Origin of the sequence: Serratia myotis (assembly GCF_027474885.1) — a bacterium.
Classification (GTDB): Bacteria; Pseudomonadota; Gammaproteobacteria; order Enterobacterales; family Enterobacteriaceae; genus Serratia; species Serratia proteamaculans.
Window position 1 is genome coordinate 2,553,546 of record NZ_CP099707.1, and the last position, 18,936, is coordinate 2,572,481.

The following is an 18,936-nucleotide window of genomic DNA, read 5'->3' on the forward strand; positions in this document are numbered from 1 at the left end:
GACAAAGGCTCCTTAATTAATCCAGAAAATCGCCCAGGGCGTGGAAGAAACCGTCGAAGTCGTCCCACGGGATCATATGGCCGGCTTTTTCAACCTGCACCAGGGTGATTTCCGGCTGCAACTGGCGGATCTCCGCTGCGTCCTCCGGTTGGATCACACCGCCAAGGCCTGCAATCATCAGCAGCGTCGGCATGCTCAGTGAGGGGTAATCGCGATGACTGTCGACCTGATGAAAATCTTCGTAGGCGCGCTGGATCGCCGGTTCGTAGCAGGTGTGCAGCCATTCGGCCCGCAGTTGGCGCTGTTGTTCACTCCAGCTCGGGCAGTAGGCGCGCATCTGTTCGGCGTCCATTCCCTGCAGCGACTGGCGGATCGAATCTACATACCAGGGCCATTTACCCGGATATTCACGACGGCCGGGGCCGGAAACCGGTGGATCGACCAATACCAACCGGCGCACGCCAGCCGGTTGCAACGCAGCGGCGCGCAGGGCAAAGCGCGCGCCCATCGAATGGCCGAGCAGGGCATAGTTTTCCAGCTTTAATGCGGCGGCGAAGGCGTTGACGTCCTCGGCGCAGGTTTCGGCGTCATAGGCCAGATCCGGCCCGCTGGCGGACAGGCCGCGACCGCGCACGTCCAGCACATAGGTGTCGTAGCGCTCGGCCAGGCGTTCGGCAACGAAGCCCCAGGTGATCGCCGGGCTGGTGATACCGGGGATCAGGATCAGTACCGGCCCCTGGCCACCGTAGCGCAGGTAGTGCTGGCGGATGCCGTTGGCCTGCACGTTGGCGCCATACAGAAAATGGCTCATGCGGCGTTCTCCGACTTCAGCGTCTGTGCGTACAGGTCATAGCCGTAGACCCAGGCCGGATCTTCCTGAGTACGCAGGAATGTGTTGGCATTGGAGACCGCCTGGACGCGGGAGGCGCGCTCTTTGCGGTTGGCCTCATACAGTTGGAAAGCGGTGCGGTAGTCGGTCAAACCGGTCTCCTGCAGGCAGCGCGCCAGCATGGCGGCATCTTCGATCGCCATCGCCGCGCCTTGCGCCATGTGCGGTTTCATCGGGTGGCAGGCGTCGCCCAGCAACACCATGCGGCCTTCGCTCCATAACGGCAGCGGTTTACGGTTTAACAGCGGCCATTTGGTGACCTGTTCGCTGGATTCGATCAGCGCTTGCACAATCGGGTGATAGCCGGCAAAGGTTTCGTACATTTCTTCGCGGCTGCTGTCGATAAAGCTGCCCTGGAAATCCCAGGCCGGGTGGGGCACGCCGCTGACGTAATAGTACTCGTCGCGTTTTTGGGTGGTGTAATAGACCATCAGGTGGCGATCTGCCGACCACCATTTCACGCAGTCTTCAAAACTCAGGTTGTATTTGGCCAGTTTTTCTCCGCGGATCAACGCGCGGTGGGCGACCCAGCCGCTGTAGGTGGGCGCTTCTGCACCCAGCAGGTGTTCGCGAATGCGTGAGTTGATGCCGTCGGCGCCAATTACGATATCGGCGTGGGCCTGGGTGCCATCGGCAAAGTTCAGCACCACTTCGTTGTCACGCTCCTCAATCTTGCTCAGGCACTTGCCAAAATGCACGCTGCCCGGTTGCAGGGCGGCCATCTGCAACGCCTGCAAATCGCCCCGGTGCACCGTCACGTAAGCCGCACCGTACTCTTTGCGGGCAAAGGCCCCCAGCTCAATGCGCGACAGATAGTCACCGCTTTCGGCGTCGCGGCTGAACCAGAAATCCGGGTGTGAAGCCATTTGCTCCAGCGGCTGCTCGATGCCGAGACGGCGGAAAATCTTCAGGACGTTCGGCCCCATATGGATACCGGCCCCCAGGCGTGAAAACACCGGGCTCTGTTCGTACAGGTCGACGGTAAAGCCCGCTTTCTGCAGCAGACCGGCGGCGGCAGCGCCACCCAGACCGGCACCGACCACGGCAATGCGTTGTTGTTTGCTCATCATTTTTCCCCTGACTGTTTGGTTTTTTACCTGTCATCCGCAATGATGCCGGACGATTGATTTATAGTGTATACGCTAAATAACGCAAAGTTGCACAAGTGTTAACTTAGATCTGGCTCACGCTAATTAACCGGCCATTGCTGTTAAACTCATGTTAATCACAGGATGGATAGGGCTTAAAATAGGATTTGCTTATGGGTGGCTCCGCGGCCTTGCTTCCTGTTCGATTTTCGGCTTAGATAATTAAAAGAGTGTGATCACTTTAATTTGTACAAAATAACCTCACCGACGCCAGGCGTGTCGGCCAACCCTTAGCGAGACAGGAGATACACATGGCGGTCAATGATAGTCAGTTGGTTCAACTGTTCGAGCAGGTGCTTACGTTGTCGAAGGTTGATGCTTCGCAAAGCGTGGCGATCCTGAAAAGTCACTATTCCGATGCGCGTACGGTGCGCGCCGCCACCGATGCGGCACTGCGTCTGGGCGCCAAGGTTTACGCGGTCGAACTGCCGTCATTTAACCATCCGCGCGCCATGGGCAATGACATGACGGCTTACTGTGGCGATACGGCGTTGACCGGTAACCACGCAGCACAACGTGCACTGGAGGCGGCCGATCTGATTGTCGACACCATGATGCTGCTGCACTCGCCGGAGCAGGAGCAGATCCTGAAAACCGGCACGCGCATTCTGCTGGCCGTCGAACCCCCGGAGGTGTTGGCACGCATGTTGCCTAATGCAGAGGACAAAGCGCGAGTGTTGGCGGCGGCGGCGGTGCTGGAGAAGGCAAAGCTGATGCAGGTGAAGTCTGCCGCCGGCAGCGATTTCTGTGCGCCGTTGGGGCAATATCCGACGGTGACCGAATACGGCTACGCCGACGAACCGGGGCGCTGGGATCACTGGCCGAGCGGTTTCCTGTTCACCTGGCCGAATGAAGAACAGGCTGAAGGGGTGCTGGTTCTGGAAGTGGGCGATATCCTGCTGCCGTTTAAAAGTTATGCCCGTGAACGCATTACGCTGGAGATCGACAAAGGCTTTGTGACGCGCATTCACGGCGGCTTCGAGGCGGAATACCTGCGGGAATACATGAAGTATTTCAACGATCCGGAAGTGTACGGCATCTCGCATATCGGCTGGGGCTTGCAGCCGCGTGCGCAGTGGACGGCGATGGGGTTGCACGACAAAAACGACGGGATGTGTATGGATGCGCGCGCCTTCTACGGCAATTTCCTGTTCTCCACCGGGCCGAATACCGAAGTCGGCGGCACGCGCAAAACGCCGTGCCATATGGATATCGCGCTGCGCCACTGCGACATCAGCCTGGACGGCACCACGGTGGTGGCCGATGGCGAAGTGGTGGCACCGGCCGCGTCGCGGGTCAGCCAGGGTTAACCTTGCTGCTAAACGCGGGGGTTTGTACTATTCTCGGTGGTTTCCATAGATGGTGAGAGTAACGCAATGACGCCCCCCGAATACCCGGCTGCAGATAACGGCAAGACCGAAAATTATCACTTTACTGAACAAGTCGGGCACCTGCTGCGTAAGGTTTATCAGCGCCACGTGGCGATTTTCCAGCAAAACGTGGGCGATTCGCAACTGACCGCCGTGCAGTTTATTACCCTGTGCGCAGTGCGCGACATGGGCCCAAGTTCGTTGACCGAGCTGGTGCAGGTGACGGCGGTCGATCAGGCCACCATTCGCGGTATTGTCGAGCGTCTCAAGGCGCGTGACCTGATCACCGTGATGCCGGATCCGATCGACCGACGCAAAGTGGTGGTTGGGCTGACCGATACCGGTGCCGCGCTGCTGGCTGAAACAGTGCCGCACGCGGCGACGATCACAGAATTAACTTTCGGTACGCTGAATCCGGCCGAACGTATAGCACTGATGTTCCTGCTCAATAAAATGCTGGAAGACCAGCCGCCCGGCTGATTCGCCACCCGCAACTGCGGTTGTCTGGTGAGTGCGGCGGTGGCGAGGTCACGGCCGACAAAACAACCAGAGCGGAGACGCGATAATGGCGATAGCTGAAGTGCAATTGCCCAGGGAAGGTGCGGTAAAAACACTGACGGAGCATCCGCTGATGCTGTCAGTCAACGGCGAAAATATTCATATCCAAGTCATGGCGGATACCCCTCTGCTATTGGTACTGCGAAACGATCTGGCGCTCAACGGCCCGAAATACGGCTGCGGTCTCGGTGAATGCGGGGCCTGCACCGTGTTGGTAGACGGCATCGCCGCACGCTCTTGTGTGATCCCGGCGCTGGGTATGACCGGCCGTGCGGTGACCACGCTGGAAGGGCTGGGCGATCGTGACCATCTGCACCCGGTGCAACGGGCCTTTATAGAAGAACAGGCCGCGCAGTGCGGCTACTGCCTGAATGGCATGATCATGACCACCAAAGCCCTGTTGGATCGCAATCCGTCGCCCAGCGACCGCGAAATCCGCCAGGCGCTGTCCGGCAACCTGTGCCGCTGCGGCACCCATATCGAAATCCTGCGTGCGGTTCAGCGCGCCATCATTCTTTGCCGCAGTGAGGAAACCTCGCCCCATGACTGACACCCATTCCTCATTACCGAGCCAGGCCGAATTATTGCAGCGTCATGGCACGTTGCTGATTATCGATCAGATCCAGCCGCCGCCGGGTCTGGTGCCGAAAGGTCAGACGCCGAGCCTGAAACCCAAAGAGCCAGGGCTGTTTATCGCCATTTGCGACAGCGGTGAGGTCTACGCCTTCAACGGCCATGTCGATCTTGGCACCGGGGTGCGCACCGCGCTGGGGCAAATCGTCGCCGAAGAACTCTACCTGCGTATGGAGCAGGTGCGCATGGTGTTGGGTGATACCGAGAGCACGCCGAATCAGGGCGCGACCATCGCCAGCGCCACGCTACAGATTTCTGCCGTGCCGCTGCGTAACGCGGCGGCCGAGGCACGGCGCTGGCTGCTGCATCAGGCCGCGCAGCACTTTGGCGTGACGGTTGAACAACTGACGTTGAATGACGGCAGGATTGTCAGCCCACAGGGACAAGCGCTGAGCTACGGCGAACTGGTCACCGGTGTGCATGTTGAACTGTCGATCTCCGGCGATGCACCGCTCAAGCCGCAGGCCGAATATCGCCTGGTTGGTACCAGCACCGCGCGTGTCGATATCCCGGCCAAGGCCACCGGCGAATCTACCTATGTGCACGACATGCGGTTGCCGAACATGCTGCATGGCCGCGTGGTGCGGCCCCCGTATGCCGGTTATGACAGCGGCGAGTTTGTCGGCACCAGCCTGCTGGCGGTGGACGAGCAGTCCATCGCCCATATTCCCGGCATCGTCAAACTGGTGGTGATCGGGGATTTTATCGGCATTGTCGCCGAGCGCGAAGAACAGGCGTTCAAGGCGGCGCAGGCGCTGCAGGTGAGCTGGAAGGACTGGCGGCGGAACCTGCCGCAGATGACCGACGTGGCGCAGGCGCTGCGTGATAACCCGCATTCGACACGGGTGGTGCATGACACCGGCAACGTAGATGCGGCATTGGCTGCTGCCGATCGGCGCTTTACCCGCAGTTACCTGTGGCCGTATCAACTACACGCCTCGATCGGCCCGTCTTGTGCGCTGGCGGACTACCAGCCACAGCAGTTACAGGTTTGGTCAGGCAGCCAGAACCCGCATCTGCTGCGTGCCGATCTCGCCTGGCTGCTGGAATACCCGGAAGAACAGATCGAAATTATCCGCATGGAGGCGGCGGGCTGCTATGGCCGCAACTGTGCCGATGATGTCTGTGCCGATGCGGCGTTACTGTCGCGTGCGGTTGGCCGCCCGGTGCGGGTGCAGTTAACCCGCGAGCAGGAACACCTGTGGGAACCCAAGGGCACCGCACAACTGATGGAAGTGGATGGTGGGTTGGACGCCGCCGGTCATCCGGTGGCCTATGATTTTCGTACCTATTACCCGTCCAACGGCGCCCCCACGCTGGCGTTGTTGCTGACCGGGATGGTTGAACCGGTGCCGGTGGCCTATGAGATGGGGGATCGCACCTCGGTGCCGCCTTACGAATACCCGGAGCTGCGCGTCAGCATTGAGGATATGGCGCCAATCGTTCGTGCCTCCTGGATGCGCGGTGTGTCGGCACTGCCGAATACCTTCGCGCACGAGTCCTATATTGATGAGCTGGCCACCGCGGCCGGTGTGGATCCGCTCGAATACCGACTACGTTATATCAAGGATCAGCGGGCTACCGAACTGATGCTCAGCACCGCCGAACGTGCAGGCTGGACGCCGCATACCGAACCGATGCAAACCCCGGCGGAAGATGGGGTGCTGCGCGGGCGTGGTTTTGCCTATGCGCGCTATATTCACAGCAAATTCCCCGGTTTTGGTGCCGCCTGGGCGGCCTGGGTCGCCGATGTGGCGATCGACAAGGCCAGCGGCGAAGTGGCGGTGACGCGTATTGTGGTCGGACACGATGCCGGCATGATGGTCAACCCGGACGGTGTGCGTCACCAGATCCACGGCAACGTGATCCAGTCGACCAGCCGGGTGTTGAAGGAGCGGGTGACCTTCGAAGAATCGACCATTTCCAGCAAGGAATGGGGGGCTTACCCGATCCTGACTTTCCCTGAGGTACCGGAAGTTGACGTGGTGATGATGCCACGGCCCTACGATCCGCCGCTGGGGGCCGGGGAGTCTGCATCGGTACCCAGCGCGGCGGCCATTGCCAACGCGGTGTTTGACGCCACCGGCATTCGTTTCCGCGAGTTGCCGATCACTTCCGACCGGCTGCGCGAGGCCCTGAACGGCCCGGATAGCGTCCGGCAGGAAGCTGCGCCAGCGGTCAAACCCAGGCGCAGTAAATGGTGGTTTGGCGGCGCGGCCGGTATTTTTGGCGCGGTGTTGGGCGTAGCGGCTACGGCACTGCCGTGGCGTGCCGAAATTGCCCCGGTGGCCACTGCGGGAGCGGGTACCTGGTCGGCCGCCACCCTGGAACGGGGTCGTCAATTGGCCGCCGTCGGGGATTGCGCGGTGTGCCACACCGCCTCGGAAGGGGCAACCAACGCCGGGGGGCTGGCGATGGCAACGCCGTTTGGCACCCTGTACAGCACCAATATCACGCCGGATGTGGAGACCGGTATCGGCAACTGGTCGTTTACCGCTTTTGACCGGGCAATGCGTCAGGGCATCAGCCGTGACGGTCATAATCTGTACCCGGCATTTCCTTATACGTCCTTCAGCAAGATGACCGACGGCGACATGCAGGCGTTGTATGCCTATATGATGTCGCAGCCGGCGGTGGCGCAGAGTAATCCGGCTAATCAGATGCGTTTTCCGTTTAATGTCCGCCCGCTGATGGCCGGTTGGAATGCGCTGTTTCTGCGCCAGGGCGAATTCCAGCCGGATCCTGTGCAAACGGCACAGTGGAACCGGGGGGCTTATCTGGTCAATGGTTTGGGGCACTGTGCGGCTTGCCATTCGCCGCGCAACCTGATGGGCGCGGAAAAGGGCGGCGCCAGCTTCCTGGCCGGGGCGATGGTGGATGGCTGGGAGGCGCCGGCGTTAAACCAACTGGCCACGGCGGACCAACCCTGGAACGAAGAGCAACTGTTCCAGTACCTGAGCAGCGGCCATTCTACCGGGCACGGCGTCGCGACCGGGCCAATGGGCCCGGTGGTCAGCGAACTGGCTACCTTGCCGGAATCTGACGTGCGGGCGATGGCCAACTACCTGATATCTTTGAGCAGTCCGGTTCCATTGAACGTGCAGCCGCAGGTCAAGCTGGCCACCAATCTGCAACCCGCCCTGGGGCAACAGGCCGGTGAACGGCTGTTTCAGGGCGCCTGTCAGGCCTGTCACAGTGCCGCTGCCGGTGGGCCGCAACTGTTTGGCGTCAGCCCGGACCTGGCCAATAACACCAATATTTTCAGTGAGCGACCGGATAACCTGATCAAAGTGATCCTGCAGGGCATTGCCAAACCGGCCACCGCCGATCTGGGCTTTATGCCGGGCTTTAAGGACAGTTTCACCGATCGGCAGGTGGCAGATCTGGTGAACTACCTGCGTCAGCGTTATGCGGGTGATAAGCCAGCCTGGCGTGAGGTCGAAGCGCAGGTAGCCAGACTGCGTGCCAATCCGGGTAGCCATTAACTATTATGGTTAGAAAGCGCTGCTAATGCGGTTGCAGGAAAGCAACGAGCCGCTGTGCCGGTAGCGATAACTGGGCCAACTGACGCACTACGATAGACAGCTGTCGCGTGGCCCAGGCATCGTCCAGCGCGATAATCCTGACTTGCATGCCCGGCCGTTGCCGGGCGATCTCTTCCGGTACCACGGCGATACCGGCACCGCGCGTTACCATCCGACACACCACTTCAAAGCTGCCTGCCCGTGCGCGTAAACGCATCGGGCTACCGTTGCGTACGGCGTGTTGTGTCAAATGTTGCTGCAGTGCGCTGTTGTCACTCAAGCCAATAAAGTCATAGGCCAGCGTTTCGCTAAAACTGACACTGGCGCGGTCAGCTAATGGGTGATCGACCGGTAGCGCCAGCACCAGGCGATCCTGGCGGAACGGGTAGCTTTCCAGTCCGCGCAGGTCGGCATGGTTGGCGACAATGCCGATATCCGCAGTCTGATCGAGGATCGACTGGCTGATTGCCGTGCTGGGCAGTTCTTCCAGCACAATATCCGTCTGTGGGTGAAGCAGCAGATAGTCGGCCAGCAACTCCGGTAGAAAGGTGCTGGCGGCGACGGTATTGGCGAGGATACGTAAATGACAGGCGCTGCCCGGGGAAAACTCGGCCATATCGCCCCGTAGCAGTTCACTTTGCTGTAACAGCAGACGGGCATGGCCCAGCAGGCGTTCACCGGCCAGGGTAGTTTGTACCCCCCGTGCGCCCCGAGCCAAAAGTTGAACACCGGCCTGTTGCTCCAACCCACGAATGCGCGCACTGGCTGATGCCAGCGACAGGCAGGCGCGATCGGCCCCCGCGGTGATGCTGCCGGCTTCCGCCACGGCGACAAACAACCGCAGGTCGGTAAAATCGAAATGCATCGGCTTCTCCTACGTGTTTGCCACAGGCTGGCTCAGTGATTGCCGCATTGTGCGGCAGGCAAGGGCTGCAGACAATCCATCCACTAAGGGATAATGATGGAAGGATAGACCTATGTCGTTGACGCTACCCGAAATTTTAGCCTTGCTCGGCATCTTTATGCTGGCGGGCACGGTAAAAGGGGTGATTGGACTGGGGCTGCCGACGGTGTCTATGGGGTTGCTCAGCCTGCTGATGCCCCCGGGGCAGGCAGCGGCGCTGCTGTTGGTGCCGTCGCTGGTGACTAATTTCTGGCAGTTGTTCACCGGGCCGGACGTCCGCGCACTTTGCCGCAGGTTGTGGCCAATGATGGCCTGTGTCGCATTGGGGACATTGCTGACCACGGGCACTCTGACCGCTGGTAATAACCCGCTGGCACCGCTGGCGTTGGGAGTCTGTCTGGTGGTCTACGCGCTGTTGGGCTTTAGCCATTTTCAGTGGCAAATATCACCAGCGGTTGAACGCGGGTTGGGGCCTCTGTGTGGTGTGCTGACCGGGTTGATTACCGGTGCTACCGGGGTATTTGTGATCCCGGCAGTACCTTATTTAAATGCATTGGGATTGGCACGTGACGATCTGGTGCAGGCATTGGGACTGTCATTCACCGTTTCGACATTGGCACTCGCCGCCGGGCTGGCGTGGCAGCATGCATTGCCGGGGGCGTTGCTGGGCACGTCTTCATTGGCATTGGTTCCTGCACTGGTGGGGATGTGGTTGGGTGGCGTGCTGCGTAGACACTGTCGCCCGGCAGTATTTCGCCGCTGTTTCTTTATCGGATTATTGGCTCTGGGGATTGAAATATTGTGGCAGGGAGTTAATTGACTTCGAGTAAATGGTTTTAATTTAGTTGGAGACTTGCTAGTATATATTGGTGGTGCAGTTAACTGCTTCGTGTAATTTATTGTTTTTAGTCGCGGTGATTATATTGGCGTAAATGGCTTTATATATTGACATGGCGGTGGCGCATGTTTATATCTATGTCTGCTGTATGCGGATCTATGATAGAGTTTAAATATGAACATTATAAACAAATAAGGGAGTATTATGAAGGCGTTAACGAGAACCGAAATTATGATGATTGGCGGTGGTGGTGAAAGCAGCGTCGATACCCGGACCAGAGTAAATCACTATGGCCGCGGGATATCCGCTAACTACGGGAGGCAGACTTACAACCCAGCAGTTGCTTCAACCCCTATAATTAGCTCAGAGTGCGCACGTGCACTGGGTTTTGCTGTATTTGGAGGAGTGGTGGGAGGCCTCATTGCTCGAGGCACTAGAGCTGTTATTGGCACTACGGTAACTTCATCAATTGGTGCGCTGAATTCTTGTTTTGGTAGTGGGAACGGTTCGCAAAATGCGTCAAGAAGCAACTCTGGTACTTATAATGGCGGCACCTGCAATTGGTAATAAATACGTATATCACCTTAGTATAATGCGGCTATGCCAGATATTGGCATGGTTGCATGTTAATGTTGAAGTGGTGTCTTTTATGAAGACGTTTTGGTCGGCTTTTATTATTAGCATTATTAGCGTTACGCTATCCCATAATTTGTTTTTTATTGTGGGTCTTAGCCAGTATAGCGGTCTGTTCAGGATCAATATCCCTTGTGAGGTTGCCAAGTGGATGATTTATTTCTTTGTGCTGTTAGGGACAATGACCTTGATGAAAATAATATATATCTCGGCGCGAAGATTTGTCCATAAATGGAAGCGTCGCGGTCAGTAAGCTGATTATCGACCTATAATGCCGATAAAGGTGTAACCCCCAATGACAGGACGTCCCCCCCAGCTTTACCGCGAGGGTTATTTTGCCGCTCAGGCCACCAGGGCCGAGGGTGAAGTGATTATCCCCGCCAACCTCAGTTTAACCGCCTATGCCTGGGTCAGCATTCTGCTGGTGCTAGCCATCATGCTATTTCTGATACTGGGTGAATATACCCGCAAAGCGCGGCTGGAGGGGGTGGTGATGCCGTCCAGCGGATTGATCAAGGTGGTGGCGCGCAGCGCCGGGCAGGTCACCGAACGGCTGGTAGCGGAGGGGGCGGCGGTCAAGGCCGGGCAGGCGCTGTATCGGCTCAGCGGCGAATATTTCAATGGGCAGGGTATCGGTACTCTGGCCTCGGTTTCTGATTCATTAAATCGCCAATATCGCATGCTGGAACATCAGCGTGCTCAAGAGCTGGCGACCCGTGTCCTGCAACAAACCGGCGTGCGCCAGCGCATCGCGCAGCTCAATCAGGAGTTGGCCAGCACAGAGGCGGCAATGGTGCTGGTTCAGCAGCAGGCGCAACTGGCCCAGTCGCTGATGGGGCGTTACCGCAAGCTGATCGCCAAAGGCTATGTCTCAGAGCTTGAATTCCAGCAGCAGCAAATGGCGCTGGCGAAGGCGCAGGAAAAGGTTGAGCTGCAGCGACAGGCGCAGGTACGGCTACAACGCGAGCTGGCCGCGGCGGCGTCAGAGCTGCGGACCCTGGAACAGCAGCAGCAGGCACGTGACGCCGAACTTGAACGCCAGTTGCTGGGCATTAAACAGCAACAAATCGAACTGGGTGGCCAGCGCGATCATACGCTGACTGCGCCGGTGGATGGCCATATCGCCGTGGTGTTGGCCCGGGCCGGGCAGACGGTAAAACAAAGCGATCCCTTACTGATGATGGTTGCCGACGATGCACAATTGCAGGTCGAACTCTTTGCCCCGAGTAAAGCGGTCGGGTTTATCAAACCCCAACAACGGGTGGGGCTGCGCTTTGCCTCATTCCCCTATGAAAAGTTTGGCGTGCAATATGGTGCCACCCAGGCGATTACCGACACCAGCCTCAGCGCCAGCGAAGCAATGCTGCAAAACCCGATGGTGTGGAAGGAAAACGAAGGGCATTACCGCGTCATCGTAGCCTTGGATAAACCCACCATTACGGCTTATGGCCGGCAGGAGCCCTTGCGCGTCGGCATGACCGTTTCCGCAGATGTAGAACTGGACAGTCGTCGCCTGTACGAGTGGCTGCTGGAGCCATTATGGAGCCTGCAAGGGAGGATCTGAACATGGACGTTACCGAAGTGATTAACTGGGGATGGCGCAAGCGCCTGCCGTTGATCCGCCAGACAGAATCGGCGGAGTGTGGCGTGGCCTGTCTGGCGATGATCGCCGGTTGGCATGGGCATCGGGTTGATCTGCCCACGCTGCGCGCGCAATTTAACGTTTCGCAGCTTGGTATGACATTTTCGCAATTGATGAGCTGCGCCGAACACTTGCACTTAAGCGGACGCGCGGTGCAGTTGGAGCTTGAAGAATTGCACCAGTTGGCACTGCCCTGCATTTTGTACTGGGACATGAATCACTTTACGGTGCTCAAGCGGGTACGGGGGCAAACGCTGGAACTGCACGATCCGGCGCGCGGCCAGGTAAAAATGAGCCTGCGGGAGGCGGACCGTCATTTTACCGGCGTCGCGATGGAGCTGACGCCCACTCACCAGTTTGCAGCCAAAGACCAACGTAAAAAGATCCGCCTGATGGATCTGATTGGCAAAACCCAGGGGCTGAAGGCCGCGCTGGGCAGGATCTTTTGTTTTGCCCTGGCGCTCGAAGTGTTTGCGCTGATCGGCCCGTTGATCAACCAACTGGTGATTGATGAGGTTTTGGTGGCGCTGGACGCCAGCCTGCTGACGCTGATCGTCATTGCCATGTTGCTGATGGCCGCGACCCAGACGCTACTGGAACTGGCCCGCCAGTGGGCGACCCTCACCATGGCGGTCAATTTCAACATGCAGTGGACGGCGAACGTGTTTCACCATTTGCTGCGGCTGCCGATTGGCTGGTTTGAGGCGCGCAACATGGGGGATATCAGCGCCAAATTCGATGCGGTCGACACCATTCAGGACACCCTGACCACCACGTTGCTTGAAGCCTTTCTGGATGTGTTGCTGGTGGTGGGTACCCTCACCATGATGTTTTTCTACAGTGCCAAATTAACCCTGGTGGCCTTGGTGGCCGCCCTGGTTTATGGCCTGCTGCGGCTGTTTTGGTTCAGTACGCTGCGTAAAGCGGCAGAAGACAGCTGGGTCGCCGGCACCCAGGAATCCAGCCACTTTCTGGAAAGCCTGCGCGGGGTGTTGAGCCTGCGGGTCAACGGAGCGCTGACGCCGCGGGAATCGGTCTGGCGTAACCTTAACGTCGCCCGTCGCAATGCTCAGCTGCGTGAAAGCAAACTGATGATGGTTTACGGCATTATGCAGACGGTGATCGGCAGCGTGGTGGGGGCAGCGGTGCTGTGGCTGGGAGCCAGCGCGGTACTGGCCGGTCAGTTTTCGGTGGGCATGCTGGTGGCCTATATGTCTTTTCAGGGCCGCTTCTCGTCCAGCATCAACGGGTTGATCGACAAGCTGGTCGCTTACCGAATGCTGGATGTCTATAACGAAAGGTTGGCGGATATCGTGCTGGCAACGCGTGAAGATGCGGCGTCGCAGGCGGCGGGCGGTGCGGGTGTGCCATCAGCCGCCTGCGTCTGGCCGAGCGATCGGCCGGCGTTGAGTCTGGATCAGGTCAGTTTTAACTATGCCGGCACCGAGCGGGAGATCCTGTCGCAAGTCTCGTTGCAGATTATGCCCGGCGAGGTGGTGGCGCTGGTTGGTGCCTCCGGCAGCGGCAAGACCACGCTGGCCAAGCTGGTGCTGGGGTTATATCCACCGACCGCCGGGGTGATATGTACACTGGGCATTGAGCACCGGCAGGCGGAGTATCCACAGGTTCGTCAGCATATCGGCGTGGTGTTGCAGGAGGATCAACTGTTTCGCGGCTCTATCGCGGATAACCTGACATTTTTCTCTTCGCGGGTGGATAAGCAAAAGCTCAGCGAGTGCGCCCGTTTGGCGCAGCTGGAGCAGGACATCGATAAGTTGCCGATGGGCTATCAGACGTTAATCGGGGAAATGGGCGGCACCCTGTCCGCCGGACAGAAACAGCGTTTGCTGTTGGCGCGGGCATTGTACAAACAGCCACGACTGCTGATCCTGGATGAAGCCACCAGTCATTTGGACATCAATAATGAAATGCTGATCGGCCGGACCTTGCGTCAGCTTGGCCTGCCCATTCTACTGATCGCCCACCGGCCGGAAACGATCGCCACGGCGGACCGGGTGATCGAACTGGCGGCGGGACGCATACGTAGTCTTAAAACCTGAGGTCGCCCCGTATCGAGTCGCGAGGGGAAGCGACTCAGGCCAGCGGCCCGCCCATAATGGTTTCTTTCATGCCGGAGAGAATACGCTCGCCGGTTTCGGTTTTTAGCTCCTCATACCAGCTACGGGTGATCTCCATCTCTTTGCCATGGGTCACGTCGCAGCGCTTGCGCGCCTTCAGTACCAAATCCTTCACCCGATAGCTGCGTTTTTCCTGATAGCGCAGCAGCGCGTCTTCAATGCCCAGCGAGTTGGTTTGCAAGGCAATCGCCAGTACCACTGCGTCCTCCATGGCCGCGCAGCCGCCCTGGCCGATATCCGGTGTGGTGCTGTGCCCGGCGTCACCCAGCAAGGCCACGCGCCCACGCACCAGTTGTTCGAAGGGTTCGATATCGTGGATCTCAATGCGGTTGATGGTGTCGGGATCGAGTGCGGCAATCAGCTTCTGTACCGGCTCGGCCCAACCGGCAAAGTAACGCTGCAAATCGGCACGTGCGGTGCTGCGGTCTTCCGGTAATCCGGTAGGCAGCGGCACATCGAAAAAATAGTAGAAGCGGTTGTCAGAAACCGGCATCAAAGACACGCGTTTCCCCTCACCGACAAAGGTGGTCCACTGGTCGGCCGGGGCGATGGATTCATCAATGGTCACCAGCCCGTTCCAGTTAACGTAACCGGCGTAGCGACGATCCACCCCGTGGCCCAGTACATAAGGACGAATGACGGAATGGGTGCCGTCGGCGGCGATCAGAAAATCGCCGCTGGCCTGGCTGCCGTCTTCAAACCAGGCGGTGACACCCTGCGGAGTTTCTTCAATGCCGCTGACGCGTTTGCCGAAGTGCACCTGGTCGCTGCCGTAAGTGTCCAGCAACATCGCCTGCAGTTCGGCGCGGGCTACCGGGTAAGGGCGTTCACCGACGCTGGCGATCAGTGGATCCAGGCTAAAGCGTGTCAGGGTCTGGCCGTGCAGGTATTCCTGATAAGCCATGTAATGCATTGGGCCACCCAGTGCGCGCAGGGCGTCCTTCATCCCCAGGTAGTTAAGACATTTGACACCGTTGGGCCAGATGGAAATCGCAGCTCCAACCGGTTTGATCTGTTTTACCGCTTCAAAAACCTCGGTGTCGATACCGCAACGCTTCAATGCGATGGCGGTACACAGACCGCCGATGCCGCCGCCAATGACGATTGCTTTCATCTTCTTCTCCTTCATAGCCATGATCGGGAGAAGCAATTTCCATACCAGCCTGCAAATCAGGCGCTGGCGCGACATCGGACCGTCGCCTGATGCAATTTGGTGCAATCCATGGGCTGTGGCGGGGCAAATTCAGGCGCGATCCCGGTTTGCCAACTGAATCGCCAGGTTCTCAATGCGCTCGGCCATCTGTTTGGTCAGGGTGGTTAACTCGGTGTTCTGTTTCAACAGCGCCAGTAATTGTTCAGATTGCTGCGCGGCAAGAGTTTGTCGTTGCGCCATCGCCTCATCCAAATCCTCGCGGTGTTGAGCATCGGTCAGCGCATGCGCCTGGTCGCGTTCGGCCTGCCGAGTTTGTGCCAGCAGGATCAGCGGGGCGGCATAGGCCGCCTGTAAGCTGAATGCCAGGTTCAACAGAATAAAAGGATAGGGGTCAAACTTGGCGAAGCCCGCCAGATTGAGGTAGATCCAGACGGCCACCACCACCGTTTGGCCAACCAAAAACGTCGGTGTACCGAAAAAACGGGCGAAGGCTTCCGCTTTCAATGCAAACCATTGGTCACCAAAGGTATGGGTCAGACTTTTCAGAGGGCGATAAAAACGGAATTTTTTATTGGTCTGCAACATGGTGTTCACGCTCGTGAGGATTAATGAGTAAATACCTAATTTATAGCATGAGGGCAGAAATCCCCGCTCAGTGCACAGCACAAATCCGCAACAGAAAACCCAGCCTAAATGTTAAACAGACAAATTAATGGACTACGCTAACTATTAGCTCGCCGTGCTGGTGCATGCAGACGGCGCGCATAAAAAGAATGATTTCGCCGCATTGATCAAGGTTGATCGGCATTTTGGAGCGATGAGCAATGAAACTACCCGAAGTCCCGCTTACCCGGCGGCGGTTTATCGTCGGCACTGGCGCGTTGGTGATCGGCGCCTATCTGCCGTCTACCGGTGCGCTGGCCCGAACCAGCCCCGCCACGGCAGCAGAAAACACCACTTTTGAAGCCAATGCCTTTGTGCAGATTGGCGAAGACGGCATTGTTACCGTTATCAGCAAACACACCGAGGTGGGTCAGGGCGTGTATACCGGCATGGCGACGCTGGTCGCCGAAGAGCTGGACGCCGATTGGGCCCAGGTGCGGGTGGTTGCCGCACCGGTCGATAGCAACGTCTACAAAAATATGTCATTCGGTCTTCAGGGCACCGGCGGCTCCAGTTCGGTGGCCAATGCCTATGAGCAAATGCGCCGCATGGGCGCGATGGCCCGTGCAATGCTGGTTCAGGCCGCCGCTCAAAGCTGGAAAACCTCGGCAGAGGAAATCACCGTGCAGGCGGGGAAAATCCGCCACGCTGCCAGTGGTCGTGAAGCGGGCTTCGGTGAGTTTGCCGCGCTGGCCACCCAGTTGCCGCCGCCCGATCCCGCCACGCTGACCCTGAAAGATCCTTCCCATTTTACCCTGATCGGCAAGGCCAGCGGTTTGCACCGGGTGGATTCACTGGCGAAGACCAACGGCTCGGCGCAATTTACCCAGGACATTCATGAGCCGGACATGCTGACCGTGACCATTAAAAAGCCGCCGCGGTTTGGCGGCAAGGTGGCCTCGTTTGACGCCAGCCATGCGCTGACGGTGCCGGGCGTGGTGGCGGTGAAGCAGACCGACACCGGTGTGGCGGTCTACGCCAAAAATACCTGGGCGGCGATCCAGGGCCGTGAAAAGCTGCAGGTGGAGTGGGACGACTCGCAGGCCGAACGACGCAATACCGAGCAGATTTACGCCGAGTTTCGCCAGGTGGCGCAAAAGCCCGGTGCGGTGGCCAAAAGCCACGGCCAGCCGGAGCAGGTTTTTGATAAAGCCGACAAAGTGATTGAAGCGGAATACACCTTTCCCTATCTCGCCCATGCACCAATGGAGCCGCTGGACGGCTATTTGTTCTGGGACGGCGAAAGCGTCAAGGCGCGCTATGGTTGCCAAATCCAAACCCTCGACCAAATACAACTGTGCAATCTGTTTAAATTGCCGCCGGACAAGGTAGAAATTGAAACTATTCTGGCGGGCGGCAGTTTTGGTCGCCGCATCGATCTGGGTAACCCGCAGTTGGGGCCGGATCTGGCTGCCGATATGGCGGGGGCAGCCAAGGCGATTGGCCCCGGTCACGGGGTGAAGGTGGTATGGACCCGTGAGGACGATATCCGCAACGGTTGGTATCGCCCGATGATCCTGCATCGGCTGCGCGGGGCGATCCGTGACGGCAAGGTGGTGGGCTGGAGTGACACTATCGTCGGCCACTCCTGGACGCTCAATAGTGCGATGACGGCACTGGTGGTAAACGGCGTCGATCAGATGATGATCGAAGGTGCCAGCGAGGTGCCTTATACCTTTGAGAGCTTCCTTTGTGACGCCCATATCGTGCCGGGCAAGGTACCTACCACCTCACTGAGATCGGTGGCCAGTACCCATACCGGCCACGCGGTGGAAAGCTTTATCGATCAACTGCTGCAGGAGACCGGGCAGGATCCGGTGGAGGGACGGCTGGCGCTGATGGGGGATGCACCGCGTGAGGCCGGCGTATTGCGGGCGGTGGCGAAAGCCGCTAGCTGGCAGGGTGCGAAGGTGGTGGATGGCCGCGCGCGCGGCGTTGGCGTCGCCAAGGCGTTTAATACCCGGGTGGCGCAGATTGCCGAGGTGTCGATCGGCGAAGGGGGCATTCCGCGAGTGCACAAGGTGTGGTGCGCCGTGGACTGTGGCGTGGCGGTCAATCCGGATGTGATCCGCGCGCAGATTGAGGGCGGTATTGGCTACGGTCTGAGCATCGCACTGTACGGCAACATTACGTTAAAAGACGGCGTGGTTGAGCAGTCCAACTTCAATAATTACCGTCCGTTGCGTATCGACGAAATGCCGGAAATAGAGGTGATTATCGTGCCTTCAAGCGAAGCCCCGACCGGCGTGGGTGAACTGGGTGTGCCCACCATCGCCCCGGCGGTCGGTAATGCTCTGGCGCTGCTCGGGCGCCCCCGCAGCTCACTGAGCCTGCCTTTACACCGTCCCAACAGTGACGCCAGCGTCTGAAAAGGAAAACAGCATGATAACTTTAACCGTAAATGAACAACCGCTGACGTTTGATGGCGACCCTCATATGCCGCTGCTGTGGTTCCTGCGCGATGAAGCCGGGCTGACCGGCACCAAATTTGGCTGCGGCATCGCCATGTGTGGCGCTTGCACCGTCCATCTGGACGGCGTGCCGGTGCGTTCTTGCATGACGCCGGTCTCCGCCGTCGAGGGCAAGAAAATCACCACCATTGAAGCGATCGGCGAAACGCCGACCGGCAAAGCGGTGCAGGCGGCCTGGGTCAATCTGGATGTGGTGCAATGTGGCTACTGCCAGTCCGGCCAGATCATGAGTGCCAGCGCACTGCTGGCCCAGAGCAAGAACCCGAGCGATGCAGATATTGACGCGGCGATGAGTGGCAACGTTTGCCGCTGCGCCACTTACGTGCGCATTCGCGCCGCCATCCACCAGGCCGCCAAGGCGTTGGATTAAGG

General features: G+C 58.7%; 14 protein-coding genes. 9 read left to right on the forward strand and 5 right to left on the reverse strand.

Annotated features, from left to right (window positions below; translation table 11 throughout):
• Positions 1 to 16: 16 nt before the first annotated feature.
• Positions 17 to 811, reverse strand: coding sequence for an alpha/beta fold hydrolase (locus tag NHG65_RS12245; protein WP_129934742.1), 795 nt, complete (start codon positions 809 to 811; stop codon positions 17 to 19).
• On the reverse strand, positions 808 to 1,959 hold the full coding sequence (locus NHG65_RS12250) for an FAD-dependent monooxygenase (RefSeq protein ID WP_112347443.1): 1,152 nt from the start codon (positions 1,957 to 1,959) through the stop codon (positions 808 to 810). The genes NHG65_RS12245 and NHG65_RS12250 overlap by 4 nt, the downstream gene beginning before the upstream one ends.
• A gap of 329 nt (positions 1,960 to 2,288) precedes the next feature.
• Here NHG65_RS12250 and NHG65_RS12255 point away from each other — a divergent pair, with 329 nt between their 5' ends.
• The 4 genes from NHG65_RS12255 (at position 2,289) to NHG65_RS12270 (ending at position 8,083) form a co-directional block, all read left to right on the forward strand.
• Positions 2,289 to 3,347 carry a 2,5-dihydroxypyridine 5,6-dioxygenase gene (locus tag NHG65_RS12255; protein WP_099061910.1) on the forward strand — a complete coding sequence of 353 codons (1,059 nt, stop codon included), beginning with the start codon at positions 2,289 to 2,291 and terminating at the stop codon, positions 3,345 to 3,347.
• A 66-nt stretch (positions 3,348 to 3,413) separates the two neighbouring features.
• Positions 3,414 to 3,887, forward strand: coding sequence for a MarR family winged helix-turn-helix transcriptional regulator (locus tag NHG65_RS12260; RefSeq protein WP_099061911.1), 474 nt, complete (start codon positions 3,414 to 3,416; stop codon positions 3,885 to 3,887).
• A gap of 85 nt (positions 3,888 to 3,972) precedes the next feature.
• Positions 3,973 to 4,515: a (2Fe-2S)-binding protein gene (locus NHG65_RS12265; protein WP_099061912.1), complete on the forward strand. Its 543-nt coding sequence runs from the start codon at positions 3,973 to 3,975 to the stop codon at positions 4,513 to 4,515.
• Positions 4,508 to 8,083 carry a molybdopterin cofactor-binding domain-containing protein gene (locus tag NHG65_RS12270; protein ID WP_499183394.1) on the forward strand — a complete coding sequence of 1,192 codons (3,576 nt, stop codon included), beginning with the start codon at positions 4,508 to 4,510 and terminating at the stop codon, positions 8,081 to 8,083. Before NHG65_RS12265 ends, NHG65_RS12270 begins: the two co-directional genes overlap by 8 nt.
• 22 nt (positions 8,084 to 8,105) lie before the next feature.
• On the opposite strand, the gene NHG65_RS12275 is transcribed toward NHG65_RS12270, so the two are convergent.
• Positions 8,106 to 8,987, reverse strand: a complete 882-nt coding sequence (locus NHG65_RS12275; protein ID WP_499183395.1) for a LysR family transcriptional regulator — start codon at positions 8,985 to 8,987, stop codon at positions 8,106 to 8,108.
• Positions 8,988 to 9,099: 112 nt separating this feature from the next.
• Here NHG65_RS12275 and NHG65_RS12280 point away from each other — a divergent pair, with 112 nt between their 5' ends.
• From NHG65_RS12280 to NHG65_RS12290, 3 genes are all read left to right on the forward strand, one after another.
• Positions 9,100 to 9,846 (forward strand): sulfite exporter TauE/SafE family protein, encoded by a 747-nt coding sequence (locus tag NHG65_RS12280; RefSeq protein WP_261417143.1) that lies wholly within the window; start codon positions 9,100 to 9,102, stop codon positions 9,844 to 9,846.
• Positions 9,847 to 10,792: 946 nt separating this feature from the next.
• Entirely contained in the window at positions 10,793 to 12,061 is a 1,269-nt protein-coding gene (locus NHG65_RS12285) for an HlyD family secretion protein (protein WP_499183396.1), read from the forward strand.
• Positions 12,062 to 12,063: 2 nt separating this feature from the next.
• A complete protein-coding gene (locus NHG65_RS12290) occupies positions 12,064 to 14,199 on the forward strand; it encodes a peptidase domain-containing ABC transporter (RefSeq protein WP_207977229.1) in 2,136 nt (711 codons plus the stop codon).
• 34 nt (positions 14,200 to 14,233) lie between these two features.
• Here NHG65_RS12290 and hpxO read toward each other — a convergent pair whose 3' ends face one another.
• Positions 14,234 to 15,391 (reverse strand): FAD-dependent urate hydroxylase HpxO, encoded by a 1,158-nt coding sequence (gene hpxO, locus NHG65_RS12295; protein WP_219016114.1) that lies wholly within the window; start codon positions 15,389 to 15,391, stop codon positions 14,234 to 14,236.
• A 129-nt stretch (positions 15,392 to 15,520) separates the two neighbouring features.
• On the reverse strand, positions 15,521 to 16,015 hold the full coding sequence (locus NHG65_RS12300) for a DUF1003 domain-containing protein (RefSeq protein ID WP_261254902.1): 495 nt from the start codon (positions 16,013 to 16,015) through the stop codon (positions 15,521 to 15,523).
• A gap of 239 nt (positions 16,016 to 16,254) precedes the next feature.
• Between NHG65_RS12300 and NHG65_RS12305 the strand changes: the two genes are divergently transcribed.
• Both NHG65_RS12305 and NHG65_RS12310 read left to right on the forward strand, forming a co-directional pair.
• Positions 16,255 to 18,462, forward strand: a complete 2,208-nt coding sequence (locus NHG65_RS12305; RefSeq protein WP_207976976.1) for a xanthine dehydrogenase family protein molybdopterin-binding subunit — start codon at positions 16,255 to 16,257, stop codon at positions 18,460 to 18,462.
• Between the two features lie 13 nt (positions 18,463 to 18,475).
• Positions 18,476 to 18,934 carry a (2Fe-2S)-binding protein gene (locus NHG65_RS12310; RefSeq protein WP_499183397.1) on the forward strand — a complete coding sequence of 153 codons (459 nt, stop codon included), beginning with the start codon at positions 18,476 to 18,478 and terminating at the stop codon, positions 18,932 to 18,934.
• Positions 18,935 to 18,936 lie beyond the last annotated feature (2 nt).